20 protein-coding genes are annotated in these 21,244 nt (G+C 67.9%); 11 read left to right on the forward strand and 9 right to left on the reverse strand.

Annotated elements, in window-relative coordinates:
- The first annotated feature begins 307 nt into the window (after nucleotides 1–307).
- From AC3IFE_RS04840 to AC3IFE_RS04850, 3 genes are all read left to right on the forward strand, one after another.
- Nucleotides 308–2,377: a bifunctional 2',3'-cyclic-nucleotide 2'-phosphodiesterase/3'-nucleotidase gene (locus AC3IFE_RS04840; protein ID WP_489189756.1), complete on the forward strand. Its 2,070-nt coding sequence runs from the start codon at nucleotides 308–310 to the stop codon at nucleotides 2,375–2,377.
- 8 nt (nucleotides 2,378–2,385) lie between these two features.
- Complete coding sequence (locus AC3IFE_RS04845; RefSeq protein ID WP_489189757.1) at nucleotides 2,386–3,231, forward strand: tetratricopeptide repeat protein; 846 nt, start codon at nucleotides 2,386–2,388, stop codon at nucleotides 3,229–3,231.
- Nucleotides 3,232–3,374: 143 nt separating this feature from the next.
- A complete protein-coding gene (locus AC3IFE_RS04850; RefSeq protein WP_089468561.1) occupies nucleotides 3,375–3,920 on the forward strand; it encodes a hypothetical protein in 546 nt (181 codons plus the stop codon).
- Between the two features lie 67 nt (nucleotides 3,921–3,987).
- Here AC3IFE_RS04850 and AC3IFE_RS04855 read toward each other — a convergent pair whose 3' ends face one another.
- From AC3IFE_RS04855 to AC3IFE_RS04865, 3 genes are read right to left on the reverse strand one after another with little or no spacing between them, the layout of a single operon-like run.
- The gene (locus AC3IFE_RS04855; protein WP_489189758.1) at nucleotides 3,988–4,506 is read right to left on the reverse strand and encodes an OmpA family protein; all 519 of its coding nucleotides are present in this window, start codon (nucleotides 4,504–4,506) and stop codon (nucleotides 3,988–3,990) included.
- Nucleotides 4,409–5,083 (reverse strand): M35 family metalloendopeptidase, encoded by a 675-nt coding sequence (locus AC3IFE_RS04860; protein ID WP_226211326.1) that lies wholly within the window; start codon nucleotides 5,081–5,083, stop codon nucleotides 4,409–4,411. The genes AC3IFE_RS04855 and AC3IFE_RS04860 overlap by 98 nt, the downstream gene beginning before the upstream one ends.
- Nucleotides 5,073–5,624, reverse strand: a complete 552-nt coding sequence (locus tag AC3IFE_RS04865; protein ID WP_089468564.1) for a PAAR domain-containing protein — start codon at nucleotides 5,622–5,624, stop codon at nucleotides 5,073–5,075. Before AC3IFE_RS04865 ends, AC3IFE_RS04860 begins: the two co-directional genes overlap by 11 nt.
- A 490-nt stretch (nucleotides 5,625–6,114) precedes the next feature.
- Between AC3IFE_RS04865 and AC3IFE_RS04870 the strand changes: the two genes are divergently transcribed.
- The 3 genes from AC3IFE_RS04870 to AC3IFE_RS04880 all read left to right on the forward strand — a co-directional run bounded on the left by AC3IFE_RS04870 (nucleotide 6,115) and on the right by AC3IFE_RS04880 (nucleotide 8,271).
- Nucleotides 6,115–7,035: a biotin--[acetyl-CoA-carboxylase] ligase gene (locus AC3IFE_RS04870; protein ID WP_489189759.1), complete on the forward strand. Its 921-nt coding sequence runs from the start codon at nucleotides 6,115–6,117 to the stop codon at nucleotides 7,033–7,035.
- Nucleotides 7,032–7,832: a type III pantothenate kinase gene (locus AC3IFE_RS04875; RefSeq protein WP_489189760.1), complete on the forward strand. Its 801-nt coding sequence runs from the start codon at nucleotides 7,032–7,034 to the stop codon at nucleotides 7,830–7,832. The genes AC3IFE_RS04870 and AC3IFE_RS04875 overlap by 4 nt, the downstream gene beginning before the upstream one ends.
- A gap of 196 nt (nucleotides 7,833–8,028) precedes the next feature.
- Nucleotides 8,029–8,271: a hypothetical protein gene (locus AC3IFE_RS04880; RefSeq protein ID WP_175976676.1), complete on the forward strand. Its 243-nt coding sequence runs from the start codon at nucleotides 8,029–8,031 to the stop codon at nucleotides 8,269–8,271.
- Nucleotides 8,272–8,287: 16 nt separating this feature from the next.
- Here AC3IFE_RS04880 and rfaE2 read toward each other — a convergent pair whose 3' ends face one another.
- The 6 genes from rfaE2 to AC3IFE_RS04910 form a co-directional block, all read right to left on the reverse strand.
- Complete coding sequence (gene rfaE2 / locus AC3IFE_RS04885) at nucleotides 8,288–8,773, reverse strand: D-glycero-beta-D-manno-heptose 1-phosphate adenylyltransferase (protein WP_069620197.1); 486 nt, start codon at nucleotides 8,771–8,773, stop codon at nucleotides 8,288–8,290.
- Nucleotides 8,774–8,940: 167 nt separating this feature from the next.
- A complete protein-coding gene (locus tag AC3IFE_RS04890) occupies nucleotides 8,941–9,819 on the reverse strand; it encodes a ferritin family protein (RefSeq protein WP_011353352.1) in 879 nt (292 codons plus the stop codon).
- A gap of 465 nt (nucleotides 9,820–10,284) precedes the next feature.
- On the reverse strand, nucleotides 10,285–11,511 hold the full coding sequence (locus AC3IFE_RS04895) for a patatin-like phospholipase family protein (protein ID WP_489189761.1): 1,227 nt from the start codon (nucleotides 11,509–11,511) through the stop codon (nucleotides 10,285–10,287).
- A gap of 24 nt (nucleotides 11,512–11,535) precedes the next feature.
- Complete coding sequence (locus AC3IFE_RS04900) at nucleotides 11,536–12,264, reverse strand: PhaM family polyhydroxyalkanoate granule multifunctional regulatory protein (protein ID WP_489189762.1); 729 nt, start codon at nucleotides 12,262–12,264, stop codon at nucleotides 11,536–11,538.
- 81 nt (nucleotides 12,265–12,345) lie between these two features.
- Nucleotides 12,346–13,173, reverse strand: a complete 828-nt coding sequence (locus AC3IFE_RS04905) for an enoyl-CoA hydratase/isomerase family protein (protein ID WP_489189763.1) — start codon at nucleotides 13,171–13,173, stop codon at nucleotides 12,346–12,348.
- A 130-nt stretch (nucleotides 13,174–13,303) separates the two neighbouring features.
- Nucleotides 13,304–14,296 (reverse strand): fumarylacetoacetate hydrolase family protein, encoded by a 993-nt coding sequence (locus tag AC3IFE_RS04910; protein WP_489189764.1) that lies wholly within the window; start codon nucleotides 14,294–14,296, stop codon nucleotides 13,304–13,306.
- Between the two features lie 142 nt (nucleotides 14,297–14,438).
- On the opposite strand from AC3IFE_RS04910, the gene AC3IFE_RS04915 reads away from it, so the two are divergent.
- From AC3IFE_RS04915 to metH, 5 genes are all read left to right on the forward strand, one after another.
- Nucleotides 14,439–15,305, forward strand: coding sequence for an IclR family transcriptional regulator (locus AC3IFE_RS04915; RefSeq protein WP_489189765.1), 867 nt, complete (start codon nucleotides 14,439–14,441; stop codon nucleotides 15,303–15,305).
- Nucleotides 15,306–15,424: 119 nt separating this feature from the next.
- Nucleotides 15,425–16,672, forward strand: a complete 1,248-nt coding sequence (locus AC3IFE_RS04920; RefSeq protein ID WP_489189766.1) for a DUF3108 domain-containing protein — start codon at nucleotides 15,425–15,427, stop codon at nucleotides 16,670–16,672.
- Nucleotides 16,673–16,915: 243 nt separating this feature from the next.
- Nucleotides 16,916–17,173: a BTH_I0359 family protein gene (locus AC3IFE_RS04925; RefSeq protein ID WP_006477667.1), complete on the forward strand. Its 258-nt coding sequence runs from the start codon at nucleotides 16,916–16,918 to the stop codon at nucleotides 17,171–17,173.
- 202 nt (nucleotides 17,174–17,375) lie between these two features.
- Entirely contained in the window at nucleotides 17,376–18,443 is a 1,068-nt protein-coding gene (locus AC3IFE_RS04930; RefSeq protein WP_301739928.1) for a homocysteine S-methyltransferase family protein, read from the forward strand.
- Between the two features lie 29 nt (nucleotides 18,444–18,472).
- Nucleotides 18,473–21,202: a methionine synthase gene (gene metH / locus AC3IFE_RS04935; protein ID WP_489189786.1), complete on the forward strand. Its 2,730-nt coding sequence runs from the start codon at nucleotides 18,473–18,475 to the stop codon at nucleotides 21,200–21,202.
- The last annotated feature ends 42 nt before the right edge of the window (nucleotides 21,203–21,244 follow it).

Raw genomic sequence — 21,244 nt, forward strand, 5'->3', positions numbered from 1 at the left:
AGCCGGCGGCGCGAACTCGGGAGGCGCAGCCGGGGCGCGGGGCCGGGGGCGCCGAACGCGGGGCGCGCGATCGAGGCGCCGGGCTCGGGCGCGCAGCCCGGGCGCCGGGCCGGTGCCGGCCGGTGCTGGCCGGGACCGGCCCGAACCGACGCGAACCTCGGCTCGCGGCCGGCGTCGCGACCTTTCATTGTTCCGTCACGTTTCCTTTCGATACTCTCACGCGCCGCACCTCAGGCCGTCGGCGCGCCGCGCCGCCATTCGTGCGTACCTCGCGTTTCATAAAACAGAACACCGAACAGGACATCCGATGCGTCTCCCCCCGCTTTCCCGCCGCCGCGTACCGGCCGCCGCCGCGCTCGCCAGCCTCGCCTTCGTCCTCGCCGGCTGCGGCGGCGACGACGTCACCGCCACGCCGCCGTCGCGGCCTGAGACCCAGGCGCCCGCCGGCACGACGGCCACGCTCGCGCTGCTCGAGACGACCGACCTGCACACCAACGTGCTGTCGTACGACTATTTCAAGCTCGCCGCCGACAATTCGCTCGGCTTCGAACGCGTGTCCACGCTGATCGCGCAGGCGCGCAAGCAATACCCGAACACGCTGCTGCTCGACAACGGCGACACGATCCAGGGCACCGCGCTGGCGGACTACCAGGCGCTGGTCAAGCCGGTCGGCTGCGACCAGACGCTCGCGATCTACAAAGTGATGAACGCCGCGAAATTCGACGGCGGCGGGATCGGCAACCACGAGTTCAACTACGGGCTGCCGTACCTGTCGCAGGTGACCGGCAACACGTTCGAGATCGACGGCCTGCCCGCGCCGGCCCAGCAGAAGAAGTGCGCCGGCCCGAACTTTCCGCAGGTGCTCGCGAACGTGATCAGCGCGAAGACCAATGCGCCGCTGTTCACGCCGTACACGATCCTGACGCGCACGGTGACGGCCACGACGCCGGACGGCAAGACGGTCAGCGCGCCCGTGAAGATCGGCATCATCGGCTTCACGCCGCCCGCGATCATGAACTGGGACAAGCGCTGGCTCGACGGCAAGGTCTACACGACCGGGTTGAAGGAAGCGGCCGAGAAGTACATTCCGGAGATGCGCGCGAAGGGCGCCGATCTCGTCGTCGCGATCTCGCACGGCGGCCTCGACGATTCCGCGTACTCGCCGACGATGGAAAACGGCAGCTGGTGGCTGTCGAAGGTGCCCGGCATCGACGCGATGCTGATCGGCCACTCGCACCAGGTGTTCCCGGACGCGAACAGCACCGTGGCGCAGTTCAACCTGCCGGGCGTCGACAAGGTCAAGGGCACCGTCAACGGCGTGCCGACCGTGATGGCCAACTACTGGGGCAAGCACCTCGGCGTGATCAAGCTCGGCCTGAAGTTCGACGGCAAGACGTGGATCGTCGACAAGTCGCAGACGACCGTCGAGGCGCGGCCGATCCAGAACGCCGACAAGAGCTACGTCGCGGCCGACCCGTCGGTCTCCGCCGCGATCGCGGCCGAGCACCAGGCGACGATCGACTACGTGAAGACGCCGATCGGCTCGACCGACTACCGGATGAACTCGTACTTCGCGGACGTCGGCGATCCGGGCGCGATCCAGATCGTCAACGAGGCGCAGGCCGACTACGTGAAGACCTACGTGCAGGCGAACCTGCCGCAATACGCGTCGCTGCCGGTGCTGTCGGTCAGCGCGCCGTTCAAGAGCGGCTTCGGCGGCGGCACCGACTACACCGACGTCGCGCCGGGCGCGCTCGCGATCAACAACGCGGCCGACCTGTACCTGTATCCGAACACCGTGTACGCGGTGAAGGTGAGCGGCGCCGACGTGAAGAACTGGCTCGAGACGGCCGCGAAGCGCTTCAACACGATCGACCCGACCCAGGCCACCGTGCAACCGCTCGTCAGCACCTTCCCCGGCTACAACTTCGACATGTTCACGTCGGCCGATCTCGCCTATGAAATCGACGTCACGCAGCCGGTCGGCAGCCGGATCAGGAACCTGACGTACAAGGGCGCGCCGATCGACCCGAACGCGCAGTTCATCGTCGCGACCAACAACTACCGCGCGAGCGGCGGCGGCAACTTCCCGGGCCTCGATGGCAGCAAGACGATCTTCGCGTCGCCCGACGCGAACCGCGACGTGCTGATCGCGTTCATCAAGAAGCGCGGCGCGATCACGCGCGCGGCCGACGGCGCGCAGCGCAGCTGGCGCTTCACGAAGCTCGCGAGCTCGGTCGCGCACGTGCGGTTCGCGTCCGCGCCGAACCGCCTCGGCGACGCGACGGCGGCGGGCCTGACCGGCATCACGCAGGTCACGGCCGACGACGGCTCGGGCAAGAACCTCGCAACCTACGAGATCGACCTCACGCAATGAGACACGCGATGCAACCGATCCAGACGATGCGGCCCGCTGAAACCGGCTTCGCCGCCGCCGCGCGGCGCATGCTGCGCGCGAAACTCCCGCCGGCCGCGCTGCTCGCGGCGGCGGCCGTGACCGTCGCGGCCGTCGTCGCGGCGACCGGCCTGCGCGGCAGCGGCCCCGCGCCGAGCGCCGCGCAGCTCGACGAATGGCAGGCGATGGTCGCGCAGGCGACCGAGCCGCATGCGCTCGCCCAGTTGCGCACGCTCGCGCGCCGCGGCTCGGGCGACGCGCAGGCGGCGCTCGGCATCGCGCTCTCCGATGCGCATGAACCGGGGCTGCGCGACGAGGGACGCGGCTGGCTGGAAACGGCCGCGGCGGCCGACGGCAAGGCCGACGCGCCGGCTGCGCGGCGCGCGCAGCTCGCGCTCGGCAAGGCGTTGCTGCTCGGCAGCGGCGACTTCCCGAAAGACTATGCGCGCGCCCGCGCGCTGCTCGGCGCGGCGGCTTCGAACGGCGATCCGGCCGCCGCGTATTACCTCGGGCTGATCTACCGCAGCGGCTACGGCATCGCCGCCGACCCGGTGCAGGCCGCGCACTGGTTCGACATCGCGTCGCGCGCGGACATTCCGGCCGCCGACTTCATGCTCGCGAACGCGTACCGCGACGGCAGCGGCGTGCCGCGCGACGAAGCGCGCGCGCTCGCGCTGTATCGCCGGGCCGCCGAGCATGAACTGCCGGAAGCCGTGCAGACGCTCGCGATGGCCTATCGCAACGGCGAACTCGGGCTCAAGCCCGACGCGGACGCGTTCCACGCGCAGTGGATCGAGACCGCGCACGCGCTGAAGCATCCGGTCGTCGCGCCGTGACGGCGGTTCGGCCGGGACAGGCTTGATCCGACGCCCTGCGCATCGATCGTCCGGAAACGGAATCGGTCGCGGGGCGTCGATCGATGCGCGTGCCGCCATGCATTAACATGCAGCCTCACAATAAAACCTGAGAGAACCGCATCATGTCCAATCGCCTGTCGCGGCTTCGCGCCGTCCTCGGCGTGGCCGTCATTTCGGTCACGGCCGCCCCGCTCGCGGCACTCGCCGCACCGCCCGCCCACTACGACATCTTCAACGCCGCGCTCTGCAAGCCACCGTTCACGTCGGACCTGATGGATTCGATCTACAACACCGCGAAGGCGACCGATCCGAAGCCGGACCAGTCGATGCTGGGCGCTGCCGTCTACCGCCTGCCCGAGCCGATCCACCGCGACGGCTTCACGACGCAGCACGTGGTGTTCGTCAGTACCGGCATCGGCGTGCTCGTCGACGGCGAAGTCGCCAGCCAGCTCGCCGAGCGCTACCAGCTCACCCGCGAGAAGGGCAGCCTGCTGGGCGCGTCGTCGGTCGGCTATTCGCGCCGGCTGACCGTCCGCGGCCCGGGCGGCGCGCTGATCCTCGTGTCGGCCCGCCAGGGCCCGGCGCTGAAGGGCAAGACGCTGCTGGCCTGCGAAATGACGTCCGAAGAGGACATCAAGGCGCTGGAGCAGATGGAGAAGCAGCGCTAAGCAGACGGAGCGCTGGCGCAACGCAACGCCACTGCGGGGATATCTCGCATGCGAATACCGTACGTCGTTACTTCTGCTCCGGCAAGACCGTACCGCACGGATTCTCGCAACCTTCCGATGAACACGCTGGAATGAACTCTATCTCTATCTGATTGCGTTCACTCGACGGAACAACGGAGTTGCTTGGCCAGATTTTAGAGTCCATGTGAATCCGATCTTTTGCTACGCCGAGATCGAGCAGATACGCTCGGACAGCATTGGCCCGAGTACGGGCGGTCGAAATTGCGTCTCGCTCGTGCTCGTCGGCATATCCGTAGATCACGACGGGACCGTTATTGGCCGCACTGTCCCGAACTCTAACCAACAAGCTGGCGAGCGCGATCCGGTCAGCATTCGAAATGGTCACGACGCCGCGGTCGAGCTTACTTGCATATTGCAAGGAAAAGCTACAAGCAAACACGACGCCTGACGCACAAAGCCCCGCAAGGCTAATCGATGCACAAGATATACCACGCAATATTGTCCGCATTCCTGATCGCCATTGTCGGAGCCTCTTTGGCGAGTCGCCTGCTGAGAAATTGTCCATAGGTGTTCTTGTAGTCAACCGCTCCGAATGTATCCCGAAAATGCACGCACTCGTGAACAATGGTCAGTTGCATCGAGGAAAACGTACCCGCACTCGTATCCGGAAGCTCACAGAACTTCGGGGAAATCGATATCGTGTGCGTGGCGGTATCGGGGCCGCAAACGTGCGCAACTTCGCCGTCTAGATTTTTGGTATTCGGCGTACAGCCGAGAGCCCGATCAAGGTCGGGATCGGAGCGAACGAAATTCCTCGCCGTCAATCCATTCATGACTGTGATCAACGCCACCAATCCGTTCGTCAGCACCCCGCGAGTGGGTTCGTCGGCAATCCCGAACCACTCTCTGACTCTCGCCCGCGCAGGCTCTCTCCAGACATCGAGTTCGTCAATTCGCTGCGTGATTATTTTTACGGCATCGTCGCGCAACGTCAGGACTTTCTTCCGAAATGCCGCATCGGTCATGTTTTTGCAGATCGGCGGCCCGTCGACTGCCAATAAAAGCTCAACCTTCGAACCACGCGTCGTATTCGTCATGGCCGAGTCATGCACGGTCACGTATTCGTAGTCATCATGCGGCATGACCATGCTCCACTATTTCAATTCGCAGTTTCTCCGAATGCCGCGTCGCTACGCGCTGTGTGTGCCCGGCACGATCAGTCATACCGCTGAAGACCCGGCCGGAACTGGTATGTATTCGATACGGCACGCATGCCAAGGGCTGCCCCGTCTTCTCGTTTTTCAATACATACTGCTCGTCGCATTCCGCCCCAGCGACGGGCGAGTGAGAATGTTCCTCTCCCAGCCCTTTCTGGTCAGCCGCCCCGTCACCGACCCGCATTCTCATGCCCCGCTCGGCATAGAACACAGGCGGCGGACTGCACCCGCATGCATTGATATCCCCACTCAACGCCCATCCCTGACCATTCGGTGCCCTGCCGGGCAAGCGCGGTCCTTTCGGCGCGACAAACCCGACCCGCTCGCAAGCCGTGCAATAGGTTTTCATGTAGAGCGTGGCGATCTGCACACGTGGCGGCGGATTGGAACACGTGACACATTCCAGTCCCTCGGTGATCGTCGCGCTCCCGCCCCGATCGCCCTTGGCGAGGAAATAGCGGATCATGCGGTATCACCTCGGCTCATCGCGCCCGAGCAACGCTCATCCGTGAAAGCACCGAGCGTCGCGCATCTGACAACGGTCGGCCTGCCAGCGGCATATAGGCCGCCGCTAACCATCAACCGGCCGACAACAACCAACGAAGACTCGAGTAACCATTGCTCGCCACCATTCATCCGGATTCCCTCTCGTCGCTATCAGTGCAAATCTCATCGCACAAAAATGCACGATCGCCACACGAAAATCCATCATACGAATTCGAAATCCTGACCGATCGATATCGGTCGACGATGTTTCGTCGATCGATCAACCGGAATGTCGGAGCTACATTGATTCCAGCTCGCATGCGCACAACTACCTGCATGCAACTTCTCTCAATTCGGCACAAGCGCATTCGCGCGACGCGTCGCACTTCAATCGGCCCTTGCCTCCCGGGGAAATGACCATTCCCCCGCTTGCCGACGCGCCAACGCCCCCTGTCGCTACAATAGGCGCCATGAACGCCCCAACCTCCTCCGACAAGCCCGAATCCGGCGACGCGCACATCGCGCGCAACCGGCTCGAGGCCCATCTGGACGCCGCACCGCGCGCGTGGCCGCTCGACATCGTCGCCGCCACCGGCTCGACCAACGCCGACGTCGCAACGCGGCTCAAGGCGCTGCCGCGCAGCGCGAACGCGTTGCCCGCGCCGCTCGTGCGCGTCGCGTTCGAGCAGACGGCCGGCCGCGGCCGGCAGGGCCGCCCGTGGTTCGCGCAGCCCGGCAATGCGCTGCTGTGCTCGGTCGGCTGCATCGTGCCGCGCACCGTCGATGCGCTCGGCGGCCTCAGCATCGCGATCGGCGTCGCGCTCGCCGAGGGGCTGGCCACGCTGCCGCTCGACGCCTGCATGCGCGTTGCGCTCAAATGGCCGAACGACCTGCTGCTGACGGCCGACGACGACGGCACGCCGCGCATCGTCGGCAAGCTCGCCGGGATCCTCATCGAAACCGTCTGGACCACCGCCGACGCCACCGCCGTCGTGATCGGCTTCGGCATCAACGTGCGCGGCGCGGAAGCCGTCGCCGCGCAGGTCGACGCGCTGCGCGCGCGCGAAGCCACGCTCGCGAGCGGGCTACCGCCCGCCGCGCTGTCGATCGCGTGCGCGTCGGCGAACCTCACCGATACGCTCGCCGCGTCGCTGAACGCACTCACGCCCGCGCTTGCGCAGTTCGGCACCGAGGGCCTCGCGCCGTTCCTGCCGCGCTGGCACGCGCTGCACGCGTACGCGGGCCGCGAAGTCGTGCTGCTCGAACAGGGCGTCGAACGCGCGCGCGGCATCGCGACGGGCATCGACGCGACCGGCCAGTTGCTGCTCGACACGCCGAGCGGCGTGCAATCGATCGCGGCCGGCGACGTATCGCTGCGCGAAGCGCAATGAGCGAACCGTACCTGCTGATCGACGCCGGCAACAGCCGGATCAAGTGGGCGCTCGCCGACGCGCGGCGCACACTGGTCGACACGGGCGCGTTCGGCCACACGCGCGACGGCGGCGCCGATCCCGACTGGTCGATGCTGCCGCAGCCGCGCGGCGCGTGGATCTCGAACGTCGCGGGCGCCAACGTGGCTGCACGGATCGATGCGCTGCTCGAGGCGCGCTGGCCGGGCCTGCCGCGCACGACGATCCGCTCGCGGCCCGCGCAATGCGGCGTGACGAACGGCTATACGACGCCCGAACAGCTCGGCAGCGACCGGTGGGCCGGCCTGATCGGCGCGCACGCGGCGTTTCCTGGCGAGCATCTGCTGATCGCGACGTTCGGCACCGCGACGACGCTCGAGGCGTTGCGCGCGGACGGCCGCTTCACGGGCGGGCTGATCGCGCCGGGCTGGGCGCTGATGATGCGCGCGCTCGGCACGCACACCGCGCAGTTGCCGACGCTGACCACCGATATCGCCAGCGGCCTGCTTGCGGACGGGCAGGCCGAACCGTTCCAGGTCGATACGCCGCGCTCGTTGTCGGCCGGCTGCCTGTACGCGCAGGCCGGGCTGATCGAACGCGCGTGGCGCGATCTCGTCGCTGCGTGGCAGGCACCGGTGCGGCTGGTGCTGGCAGGCGGTGCGGCAGACGAGGTCGCGCGTGCGCTGACGGTCCCGCATACGCGGCATGACGCGCTGATCCTGTCCGGGCTCGCGCTGATCGCAGCGGACGCGGCTGGCCCGGCAACGGTGCAGGAGTGACGGGAAGGCGCCGGCATCGCGCTGGCGCATGGCGAAGCGGGTCCACGCGGCCCGCGTCACGCCGACGACGCAATACGCGCGGCGCCGCGCCAGCGGCCCGCACGAACGGTAGACGGAAACCATGAAAAAAGCCGGCCATGCGGCCGGCTCGACTGAACGACGTGAATCACGTCGATGACGACAAGGAGTTTCGACGATGCTGCGCTGGCTGATCGCTGTTCTCTTTCTCGCCAACATGCTCGCGTTCGTGGTGGCGCGCGGGGTGTTCGGGCCGCTGCCGGCGGCGGGCCCGCGCGAACCCGGCGTGCTGTCGCGGCAGGTGCAGCCCGACGCATTGCGCGTGACCCCGCTCATGCGGGCGACCGACCAGCCCGTCGTCGGCGGCCCGATCGCGGCGCCGGCCGTCACGACCGCACCGCTCGCCGCGTCCGCCCCGTGACGGCGCCGCGCCGCGCTCAGGACTGTTGCGCGCGCACCTTCTTCAGCAGCGCCGTGGTCGAGCGGTCGTGCTCGAACGGAATCGCCAGCGCACGGCCGCCCCAGCCGCGCACGAGCGCCGACTCCGGCAGCGCATCCATGTCGTAATCGCCGCCCTTCACGAGGATGTCCGGACGGACGGCCTCGATCAGCGACACGGGCGTCTTTTCCGCGAACGTCACGACCCAGTCGACGCTTTCCAGCGCCGCCAGCAAGGCCGCACGATCCTCTTCGCGGTTGATCGGCCGGTCGTCGCCCTTGCCGAGCATGCGCACCGACGCATCGCTGTTCACGCCGACGATCAGGCAGGCGCCGAGCGCTTTCGCATCGGCGAGGTACGTGACGTGACCGCGATGCAGGATGTCGAACACGCCGTTGGTGAACACGACGGGCGACGGCAGCGACGCGCGCAGCGCGACGAGGGCATCACGGGTGATCAGCTTGCGTTCGAAGGTGGCGGACATGATGGAGATCGGACGGAATGAACGACGGCGCGCGCGACGGCGGCACCCGATAAAAAGCCCGCCGGATCGACCGGGCGGGCTTCATGCAACGAACGCGACACGGTGCCGCGAGCCGCGCGAATCGGGTGTGGATCGGACCCGACTTGCGGCGGCGGCGCCGGCCGGCCTCAGGCCGGCTGCGCGGCCGACGACGGGCCGCTTTCGGCCTGCAGGCGGCCGGTGACTTCCTTGCGGTAGCGGTTCAGCTCCTGCGCGGTCGCGAACGTACGCTCGAACAGGATCGACAGGTTGTGCAGGATCCGCTCGACGACCTTCTTCTCCCACTCGCCGTCGAAACGGATCTGCTCGTCGAGCCAGCGCTCGAGCCATTCCGGATCCGGCAGGCGCGACTGCACGGTGTCGCGCGGGAACAGCGCCTGGTTCACGTGCAGGTTGGTCGGGTGCAGCGGCTTCTCGGTGCGACGCGCCGACGCCATCAGCACGCCGATCTTCGCGAATGCGGCACGGGCGACGTCGCCGCAGTTGTTCAGCGCTTTCTTCATGTAGCGCAGGTACGCGCCGCCATGACGCGCTTCGTCGCGCGAAATCGTTTCGTAGATCTGCTTGATGACGGGCTCGGTGTGCCAGTCGGCCGCGCAGCGGTACCAGTGGTTCAGGCGGATTTCGCCGCAGAAGTGCAGCATCAGCGTCTCGAGCGGCGGCGCCGGATCGAACTGGAAGCGCACCGCGTGCAGTTCCTCTTCGGTCGGCACCATCTCCGGCTTGAAGCGGCGCAGGTATTCCATCAGCACGAGCGAATGCTTCTGCTCCTCGAAGAACCATACGCTCATGAACGCGGAAAAATCGCTGTCGTGCTGGTTGTCGCGCAGGAACATTTCCGTCGCGGGCAGCGCCGACCATTCGGTGATCGCGTTCATCTTGATCGTCTTCGCCTGCTCGTCGGTGAGCAGCGAAGCGTCGAACTTGTCCCACGGAATGTCCTTCTCCATGTCCCAGCGGACAGCTTCGAGCGACCTGTAAAGTTCCGGATAAAGCATGGTGTTCATGATGGTCCCACCCCTGTTCTGCGCAATGCGACTTCTCTAAACGTGACTGTTGCCGCGCAAGCGCGCCACGCGCGCTTTTTGCAGCCAAGACTGTAATTTTACGCGGGAAACCGGCCCGCCGGACGCCGATTCCTCGTCCGGCAGCCAGGCGGCCGCGTTGCCGCCGTTGGGCATGCCGCGACCCGCTCCGTTCGAGCGGAGCCGGCCGCGCTTGCCTGAGTGGGGGGCCGGCGCTGGCCGGCTCGTTGGCGCGCCCGTCCCCTGCCCCAGGCGGGTCCCCGAAAGGCCCCGTGCGGATACCGGATCGGCGGGCTGCTCGATATGGTGTATACGGCGGCGGCCATGATAGCACGCGTGCATGACGGTTCCGAGACGCCCGGCCGGTCGCGCGCCGCCAACCGGGGTGCGGCGATCGGTCGCGGCCGACCGTCGCGAAAATGCAACCTTACAGTACGCCTGCGCGTGTCAGATCCGTATTTCGCCGGCCGCGAGGCCGCCCTCCGGCGGCGTGCCGGCCGCCGGCGCACTGCCGCCGTCCGCCCCCGCGATCCAGCCGGCGAGCGTCTCCCGCTGGGCCCGGCCGTCGCGGTAGCCGAGCTCGATCAGCTCGCGCGTGAACGCTTCCTCGAACAGCAGGTAGCTGGCGAACGACGCGCCGGCCGGCTGGCTGCCGCCGATCGCGCCGAGCAGCCCGCGCATCGTCGCCGGCATCTGCTTCAGGTGCTTCGCGGCGATCAGCTCGATGCGCTCGGACGGCGCGATCGCGAGCACGTCGACGTGCCGCCAGCCGCTGTCGATCTCGACCTGGTGCGGCAGGTGCTCGATCATCTGGTTGATGTGCTCGATCCGTTCGATGTCCGAGCCGATCGAGTCGAGGAACACGCTCGCGAGCACCTGCTGGCCGATCTGCGCGAGCGTCGGGTAGCCACGGGCCCGTCCCGTGCCGTTCGCGGCCGGAATCTCGGGCCGCGGATCGGCCGCGCCGACGACGACGATCCGATCCGCGCCGAAGTGGATCGCCGGCGACAGCGGCGCGATCTGCCGGATCGAGCCGTCGCCGAAGTATTCGACCTGCCCGTCGAGCACGAGCGGCACGGCGGGGAACACGAACGGAATGGCCGACGACGCGAGCAGGTGCGACGCCGACAGGTCGACGAGCCGCGCGGTGCGCTGCGCGCGCCGCCATGCCAGGATCGGCTCGGCGGCCTGATAGAACGTGAGGTGCCGGCCGCTCGAATAGCTGAGCGCGGTGATCGCGAGCGCGTGCAGCAGGCGCGCCTCGAGCATCTGCTCGATCCGGTGGAAGCTGAGCTCGCGTTGCAGCAGGTGCGCGAGCGGCGTGTTGTCGAGCAGCCCGCGCGGCGAGCGGCGGGCCGCCCAGCCGAACGTCATCGTCGCGAGCCAGCGCGCGCCGGCGCCCGCGATGCCGAGCCAGTCGGTGCGATACACGTAATCGGCGCGCAGCGGCTCCCAGAATTCGAGCAGGCGCCGCACGCCGTGGGAGAAGTCGTCCGCGTGGCTCGCGATCGACGTCGCGTTGATCGCGCCGGCCGACGAACCGCACACGACCGCGAACGGCACCGTATGCCGCCGCGGATCGGCCTCGCGCGCGATCTCGGCCAGCGCCTTCAGCACGCCGACCTGGTATGCGGCGCGCGCGCCGCCTCCCATCAGAACGAGCGCGAGTCGCATGATCGACCTGCTACCTGCGCCGCATCACGTCGAGCGCTTCGGCGGACGCGTTTCGGGCGACGAAGCGGCCGCCGCGCGCGCCGCGGCCGAGCCGGACGGCTTCGCGCGCTTCGCGGCGGGCTTGCGCGGCGCGGCCGCGGCGGACTTCGCGGCGGGTTCGGGCGCGGCGGCGGTCTCCGGCGGCGCGGCGTCCGGCGCGGCCGGCTGCATGCCGGGCTGCGCCATCGCGAGGCTCGCGAGCTGGTTGAATTGCGTCTGCAGCAGATTCCACCAGCCGGACGGATCGAACGGCTGCTGCGCGGGGTCGCCTTCCGGCGCAGCCGCGGCATCGGCCGCGGCCTCGCCCGCCGACGCGGGTTTCGCGGCCTGCGCGGCGGCCACGGCCGCTTCCTCGGCCGCCGACATCGAGCTTTGCGCGAACGCGCCGAACGCACGCAGCGTCGCGAGCGTCGCGCGCTGCACCTCGAGCGCCTGGATCGCGGACTGCAGCATCCCGAGATTGAGCTTCAGCCACTGCTCGACCGCGCGCAGATCGGTGATCCGCTTGTCGAGTTCCTCGACGTTCGTGAGCGGCGACATCATGTCGGACATGCTCGACAGCGACGGCGGCAGCCCGTGCGTGGCGCCTGGAAACGGCGCCATCCCGCCGAACGGCGACATCCGCATCATGTCCCACATCCGGTCCATCATGTCGGCGGGCTGGAACCCGGCAAAGCCGGCGAAAGGGTTGGCGCCGGAGGCATCGGTCGTCATACGGGCATCCTGGTTGACTGGGGGAGCGAGGCGGCCGCCGAGCGTCGCGCAGCCGCGCGTGGTTCGATCATAGCGCGCACGTCAGAACGGTGCGTCTCCGGGAAATGCGGGCGGGCGCCGTTCGCGCAGCGAGCGGATGCCTTCCTGCACGTCGGGCCCCGAAAAACCCATGAATTCGAGCGCGAGCGACGTATCGAAGGTGGGCCCGGCCGTGCGCAGCCAGTTGTTCAGCGCGTACTTGGTCCAGCGGATCGCCGACTGCGAACCGTGCGCGAGCCGCTCGGCCACTTCGTATGCCTTCGGCAGCAGGTCGGCCGGCTCGACCGCGAGCGAGACCAGCCCGATCCGCTCGGCCTCCTCGCCGCTCACGGGCTCGCACAGCATCAGGTAGTACTTCGCCTTCGCCATCCCGCACAAGAGCGGCCACACGATCGCCGCGTGGTCGCCGGCCGCGACGCCGAGCCGCGTATGGCCGTCGATGATGCGCGCATCCTTCGCGGCGATCGAGATGTCGGCGAGCAGCCCGGCGACGAGCCCCGCGCCGACGGCCGGCCCGTGCATCGCCGACACGATCGGCTTGCTGCAGTTGATCACGTTGTAGACGAGATCGCGCGCCTCGCGCCACACGCGGGCGCGCACGTCGAAATCGTTCGCCATGTCCTCGACGAGCGCGAGATCGCCGCCCGCCGAAAAACCCTTGCCTTCGCCGCGGATCACCGCGACGCGCGTGTCGGGATCGCGATCGACGTCGCGCCAGATGTCGGCGAGCTCGCGATGCATGCGCGCGTTCGCGGTCGCGAGGCCGCTGCGGTTCGCGCCCTCGCCGCTCATCACGATGTCGAGCACGCCATGGGCGCGGCGCGTCACGTTCAGTGCTTCGTAGCCGCCGTATGCGGCGAGATCGGCCATCTGCTGCTCCTTGCTCGAGGCGCTCGAGCGCTTGAATCGAGTGTAGCCAAGCCCGCGCGATCAAACATCGGGCGAAACCCGGCGCGCGGGCCGAAGCCGGGTTTCGCCGTGTCGTTGCGTATCGCGCCGCTTATGCCGCGCCGTCGGGCGGCGAAACCGACTGCTCGATCGCGCCGAAGATCGACTTGCCGGCCGCATCGAACATCTCGATGCGCACGGTGTCGCCATAGCGCATGAATTCGGTCTGCGGCGCGCCGTGCTCGATCGTCTCGAGACAGCGCTTCTCGGCGATGCAGCAGTAGCCGCGCTTCGCGTCCTTGTTCGACACCGTGCCCGAGCCGACGATCGAGCCGGCGCGCAGGTTGCGCGTCTTCGCCGCGTGCGCGATCAACTGGCCGAAGTGAAACACCATGTCGGTGCCGGCGTCGGGCTGCCCGACCTTCTTGCCGTTCCAGTGGACGATCATCGGGCGGTGCACGCGGCCCTCGCGCCATTCGTCGCCGAGCTCGTCGGGCGTGACGGCGACCGGCGCGAACGCGGTGGCCGGCTTGCTCTGGAAGAAGCCGAAGCCCTTCGCGAGTTCGGCCGGAATCAGGTTGCGCAGCGACACGTCGTTCACGAGCGTGACGAGCCGCACGGCCTTCAGTGCGTCGTCGGGCGACGCGCTCATCGGCACGTCGCTGGTGATCACCGCGACTTCCGCCTCGAAATCGATGCCCCATTCCTCGGACGGGCACACGACGTCGTCGCGCGGCCCCAGGAAATCGTCGCTGCCGCCCTGGTACATCAGCGGATCGGTCCAGAACTCGGGCGGCATCTCGGCGCCGCGCGCGCGACGCACGAGCTCGACGTGGTTCACGTACGCGGAGCCGTCGGCCCACTGGAACGCACGCGGCAGCGGCGCCATGCAGTTGGCCGGGTCGAACGCGAACGCGTTGCGCGCGCGGCCGTGGTTCAGCGCATCGTACAGGTCGCGCAGTTGCGGCGCGTAGAACGCCCAGTCGTCGAGGACGCGCTGCAGCGTCGGCGCGATCGCATCGGCAATCGCCGCGGTGTGGAGGTCGCGCGACACGACGATCAGCTGGCCGTCGCGCGTGCCGTCCTTCAGCGAAGCAAGTTTCATAGGGAGGATCTGCCGTTGTAGTGACGATGGAAGGAATCTATTTTACGATGGTGAATCCATGCGGCGCGCCGTGATCGCCCACGCCGTTTTCGCCCCGTTTTTTCGTCCCGTTTCCTGCCGCATTTTCGCCCACCCGCCGCCCATGCCCGCCAGCCCGCTCCCCGACGACGATCTCGCCGACTCCGATACCGACGACGCCGCCTCCGGCGAGCACGGCGAGAAAGTCCGTTCCGGCATCCAGTCGATCGAGGTCGGCTTCCGCCTGCTCGACGTGCTGACGAGCGAGCCGCGCGCGATGATGCTGCGCGATCTCGCGCAGCGCGCGGGCATGAGCCCGGCGAAGGCGCACCGCTACCTGGTCAGCTTCTCGCGGCTCGGCGTCGTGTCGCAGGATCCCGTCTCGGGCCGCTACGAGCTCGGCGGCTTCGCGCTGCAGATGGGCCTCGCGCGGCTCGCGCGCGTCGACGGCGTGAAGCTCGCGCGGATCGCGCTGACCGAATTCCGCGACCGTCTCGACCAGACGGTCGGCATCGCGGTATGGGGCAACCAGGGGCCGACGATCGTGCATTGGATGGAATCGAGCCATCCGGCGAAGGCGTCGCTGAAGCTCGGCGACGTGATGCCGCTGCTCGGCTCCGCGACGGGCCTGCTGTTCGCCGCGTACCTGCCGCGCAGCAAGACCGCCGCGATGCTCGAGCGCGAACTCGCCGATACGCGCCGCTCGCCGCACCACGGCGGCCCGCGCACGCTCGACGAAGTCGATGTGGTGCTCGCCGACGTGCGCGAGCACCAGGCCGCGCGCGTCGAAGGGATGCTGCTGCCGACGATCCACGCGTTCTGCATGCCGGTGTTCGACGCGGTCGGCGAACTCGCGCTCGCGATCGTCGCGCTCGGCCAGGAAGGCTCGTTCGACATCGCGTGGGGCGGTGAAATCGACACCGCGCTGCGCGCCTGCGCGCGGAAACTGTCCTACGAACTCGGCTATAGTCCCGACGCACGCGACGCCTGACGCATCCGGTCCACGCCACGTCACGCATCGCGTCGCGAACGCGCAGCGCATCCGACGGTCCGATTCCTGTGGCGCGCGCCGCGCGCCCGCCGTCACGCCAGCGCCCCGACCCTGTTCCGATGCCCATGCAGTCTGCCGACCTTCGCCCGCGTCACGCCCTACCCCGCCGCTGGCTGCGCGTGGGCGTCGCGCTCGCCGCCGTGCTGGTGCTGCATGCGCTTGCCGGGTTCTGGCTGATGCGCAATCGCGAATCGTTCACGCCGCCGCCACCCGCCGACATCCCCGTGCAGATCGAGCTGCTGAAACCGCAGCCGATCGAGCGTCAGCCCACGCCACCGGAGTCGAAGCCGGTCGAACGGCCGGCCGCGCCGAAGGCGGCCCCGCCGAAGGTGGCCCCGCCGAAATCCGCGCCGTCGCACGAACCGGTCCTCACCGCCACGCAAACGGCCGAGCACGGCGAGCCGCCGGCCGCCGCTGCATCCGGGGCGAGCGGCGCATCGGGCGCATCGGGCGCGCAAGCCGCGTCGGCCGCGGGCCCCGGCGCCGCGACGCCGGGGCCGGCCACGAGCGGCGTGAAGTTCTCCGCGCCGCCGTCCGGCGACCTGCAGTACGACACGTTCTACAACGGCATGCAGAACATGATCGGCACGATCCACTGGCGCACCGACGGGCACACGTACGACCTGTCGGTGTCGATGCCGGTGCCGTTCGTCGGCCCGTTCACCTATCGCAGCGAAGGCCGCATCGACGCATTCGGCGTCGCGCCCGACCGTTACGTCGAGAAACGCGGCAAGCGGCCGGAAGACATCGCGATCTTCAACCGCGAGATCCGGCAGGTGGTGTTCACACGCACGCCGAACAACGCGCCGCTGCCCGACGGCGTGCAGGACCGTTTCAGCATGCTGATGCAGTTGTCGGGGCTGCTGCGCGGCAATCCCGCGGCCTACAAGCCGGGCGTCACGCAGCAGTTCTTCGTGATCGACAACAACAGCGGCGAGACCTGGCCGATCACGGTGATCGGCGACGAGCAGGTGCAGACGCAGGCCGGCATCGTCGCGGCGCGGCACTTCATGCGCCTGCCGCGCCGCCACGGCGACACCCGCCGCATCGACATGTGGCTCGCGCCGTCGCTCGGCTGGCTGCCCGCGCGGCTTGTGCAGACCGAGCCGAACGGTGCGCAGATCGAGTTGCTGTGGCACGGCCGCCTCGCCGCACCGAACGTGCCCGCCGACGCCGCGCCGGCGGGCGGCGCAACGAACGCGCCCGCCGCGGCATCGCCCTCCCACGCATCGCCCGCGGAACCCGCGCCATCGGCACCGCCCGCGACGATGCAACCACCGGCGTCGTCGACGGTCACACAGCCATAAACGCACATGAATCGGCAATTTCGACCGATTACAGTTTTTCCGGAAATGGCCGATGACACTCTTTAACAACTATTTCAGTCCACCGGCTCACAATGAGAAACGTTTGATAGACATCGGCTTCTAACCGATACACCCCACGCAACGGGAGAACGGGGTGTGCAGCGCAAGCCCCTTGAAACCGGCAAGGCTTGCCCCACCTAGGGGACAACAAGGCCAGATGCCACTGCGAAGAGGAGTGCCGCCATGCAAATGATCTACAACAGCCCCAACTACTGCGTCGTCGAATTTGCGCCGCAGGCCGGCCATCACCTGATGAATGCCGGCGGATACGAAATCGTCGACAAGAACGCGCAGCGCGAAATCTTCATCGACGGCGAACTTGCCGAACGATTCCGCGCGCACGTGAAGCAGCTGATCGAGGATGAGCCGTCGCTCGACGAAGTCGACGAATTCCTCGGACAATTCGACAGCCTGATGATGATGCCGGTCGTGCTGCACTGACGACTCGCGGCCCGGCGCGTCACGCGGCCGGGCCATTCGCCGCGCATCGATGCGGCGCCGCGTGCACTCCGATCCTGCCCCCGTCCGGCTCGCCGGCGGGGGCTTTCCTTTGGCGGGCCGTCCGGCCCCCACGGCGAGGGCCGACGACCGCTTGACGCACCGGCTACAATGACGGTTTTCCGTCTTCGCCGGTCTCCCGCCCATGTCTGCGACTCCTCTCGCCGCTCCCGTCCCGCTCGACGCGCGCTACACGCGCGGCGCCGCCCTGCCCGCGCTGCTGAAATCGCGCATCCTGATCCTCGACGGCGCGATGGGCACGATGATCCAGCGCTACAAGCTCGACGAAGCCGCGTATCGCGGCGAGCGCTTCAAGGATTTCCCGCGCGACGTCAAGGGCAACAACGAGCTGCTGTCGCTCACGCAGCCGCAGATCATCCGCGAGATCCACGACCAGTACTTCGCGGCCGGCGCCGACATCGTCGAAACCAACACGTTCGGCGCGACGACCGTCGCGCAGGCCGACTACGGGATGGAGGATCTGGTCGTCGAGATGAACGTCGAATCGGCGAAGCTCGCGCGCGAATCGGCCGCGAAATACGCGACTCGGACCAAGCCGCGCTTCGTCGCCGGCGCGATCGGGCCGACGCCGAAGACGGCCAGCATCTCGCCGGACGTCAACGATCCGGGCGCACGCAACGTCACGTTCGACGAGCTGCGCACGTCGTACTACCAGCAGGCGAAGGCGCTGCTCGACGGCGGCGTCGACCTGTTCCTCGTCGAGACGATCTTCGACACGCTGAACGCGAAAGCCGCGCTATTCGCGCTCGACGAGCTGTTCGAGGACACCGGCGAGCGCCTGCCGATCATGATCTCGGGCACCGTCACCGATGCGTCGGGCCGGATCCTGTCGGGCCAGACCGTCGAGGCGTTCTGGAATTCGCTGCGCCACGCGAAGCCGCTCACGTTCGGCCTGAACTGCGCGCTCGGCGCGGCGCTGATGCGCCCGTACATCGCCGAGCTCGCGAAGCTGTGCGACACCTACGTGTCGTGCTACCCGAACGCGGGCCTGCCGAATCCGATGAGCGACACCGGTTTCGACGAAACCCCCGACGTCACGTCGGGCCTGCTGAAGGAATTCGCGCAGGCCGGCCTCGTGAACCTCGCGGGCGGCTGCTGCGGCACGACGCCCGAGCACATCGCCGAGATCGCGAAGGCGCTCGCCGACGTGAAGCCGCGCCGCTGGCCGAACCAGTACAGCGACCACGCCTGACCGACCGCCCCACGTCCTTCATCAAAAGAATTCGCACCGCCATGACCGATCACATGATGCGCCTTGCCGGCCTCGAGCCGTTCAACGTCACGCCCGGGACGCTCTTCATCAACGTCGGCGAACGCACCAACGTCACCGGCTCGAAGGCGTTCGCACGGATGATCCTCAACGGCCAGTTCGACGAGGCGCTCGCCGTCGCGCGCCAGCAGGTCGAGAACGGCGCGCAGGTGATCGACATCAACATGGACGAGGCGATGCTCGACTCGAAGGCGGCGATGGTGCGCTTCCTGAACCTGATCGCGTCGGAGCCGGACATCGCGCGCGTGCCGATCATGATCGACTCGTCGAAGTGGGACGTGATCGAGGCCGGCCTCAAGTGCGTGCAGGGCAAGGCGATCGTGAACTCGATCTCGCTGAAGGAAGGCGAGGACGCGTTCCGCCACCATGCGAACCTGATCCGCCGCTACGGCGCGGCCGCGGTCGTGATGGCGTTCGACGAAACCGGCCAGGCCGATACCTACGCGCGCAAGACCGAGATCTGCAAGCGCTCGTACGATTTCCTCGTGAACGAAGTCGGCTTCCCGCCGGAAGACATCATCTTCGACCCGAACATCTTCGCGGTCGCGACCGGCATCGAGGAGCACAACAACTACGCGGTCGACTTCATCGAGGCGACCCGCTGGATCAAGCAGAACCTGCCGTTCGCGAAGGTGAGCGGCGGCGTGTCGAACGTGTCGTTCTCGTTCCGCGGCAACGACCCGGTGCGCGAGGCGATCCACACCGTGTTCCTGTATCACGCGATCCAGGCGGGCATGGACATGGGCATCGTGAACGCGGGCCAGCTCGGCGTGTACGCCGATCTCGACGCGGAGCTGCGCGAGCGCGTGGAAGACGTGATCCTGAACCGCCGCGACGATTCCACCGATCGCCTGCTCGAGATCGCCGACAAGTTCAAGGCGGGCGGCGCGAAGAAGGAAGAGAACCTCGAGTGGCGCAACCAGCCGGTCGAGAAGCGGCTCTCGCACGCGCTCGTGCACGGCATCACGACCTTCATCGTCGAGGATACCGAGGAAGTGCGCGCGAAGATCGCCGCGGCCGGCGGCCGTCCGATCAACGTGATCGAAGGCCCGCTGATGGACGGGATGAACATCGTCGGCGACTTGTTCGGCCAGGGCAAGATGTTCCTGCCGCAGGTCGTGAAGTCGGCGCGCGTGATGAAGCAGGCGGTCGCGCATCTGATCCCGTTCATCGAGGAAGAAAAGCGCCTGCTCGCGGAAGCGGGCGGCGACGTGCGCGCGAAGGGCAAGATCGTCATCGCGACCGTGAAGGGCGACGTGCACGACATCGGCAAGAACATCGTGTCGGTCGTGCTCCAGTGCAACAACTTCGAGGTCGTCAACATGGGCGTGATGGTCCCGTGCAACGAGATCCTCGCGAAGGCGAAGGTCGAGGGCGCGGACATCATCGGGCTGTCGGGCCTCATCACGCCGAGCCTCGAGGAAATGGCGTACGTCGCGTCCGAAATGCAGCGCGACGACTACTTCCGCGTGAAGAAGATTCCGCTGCTGATCGGCGGCGCGACGACGTCGCGCGTGCACACCGCCGTGAAGATCGCGCCGCACTACGAAGGCCCGGTCGTCTACGTGCCCGATGCGTCGCGCTCGGTGTCGGTCGCGTCGAACCTGCTGTCCGACGAAGGCGCGGCGAAGTATCTCGACGAGCTGAAGTCCGACTACGAACGGATCCGCGACCAGCACGCGAACCGCAAGGCACAGCCGATGGTCACGCTCGCCGACGCGCGTGCGAACAAGACGAAGATCGACTGGGCCGGCTACCAGCCGGTGAAGCCGAAGTTCATCGGCCGCCGCGTGTTCAGGAACTACGACCTGAACGAACTCGCGAACTACATCGACTGGGGCCCGTTCTTCCAGACGTGGGATCTCGCGGGCCCGTACCCGGCGATCCTGAACGACGAGATCGTCGGCGAATCGGCGCGGCGCGTGTTCTCCGATGCGAAATCGATGCTCGCGCGCCTGATCCAGGGCCGCTGGCTCACCGCGAACGGCGTGATCGCGCTGCTGCCGGCGAACACCGTCAACGACGACGACATCGAGATCTACAGCGACGAGTCGCGCTCGGAAGTGCTGCTCACGTGGCGCAACCTGCGCCAGCAGAGCGTGCGCCCGGTGGTCGACGGCGTGATGCGGCCGAACCGTTCGCTCGCCGATTTCATCGCGCCGAAGGAATCGGGCATCGCCGACTACATCGGGATGTTCGCGGTGACGGCCGGCCTCGGCGTCGACGTGAAGGAAAAGCAGTTCGAAGCCGACCACGACGACTACAGCGCGATCATGCTGAAGGCGCTCGCCGACCGCTTCGCGGAAGCGTTCGCCGAAGCGATGCACGCGCGCGTGCGGCGCGAGCTGTGGGGCTATGCGAGCGGCGAGACGCTCGACAACGACGCGCTGATCGCGGAGAAGTACGCGGGCATCCGCCCGGCGCCCGGCTACCCGGCCTGCCCCGACCACCTCGTGAAGCGCGACATGTTCGACGTGCTGCACGCGGACGAGATCGGCATGAGCGTGACCGATTCGCTGGCGATGCTGCCGGCGGCGAGCGTGTCGGGCTTCTACCTCGCGCATCCGGACAGCCGCTATTTCTCGGTCGGCAAAATCGGGCAGGACCAGCTCGAGGACTACGCGCAACGCATGGCGCTGTCGCTCGACGACGCGCGCCGCGCGCTCGCGCCGCAACTGTAGCCGCGTCGACTGCGGCGACCCGCCGCGTCCATCGCCACGCGC

Source organism: Burkholderia sp. APQ4-4ca (genome assembly GCF_057837105.1).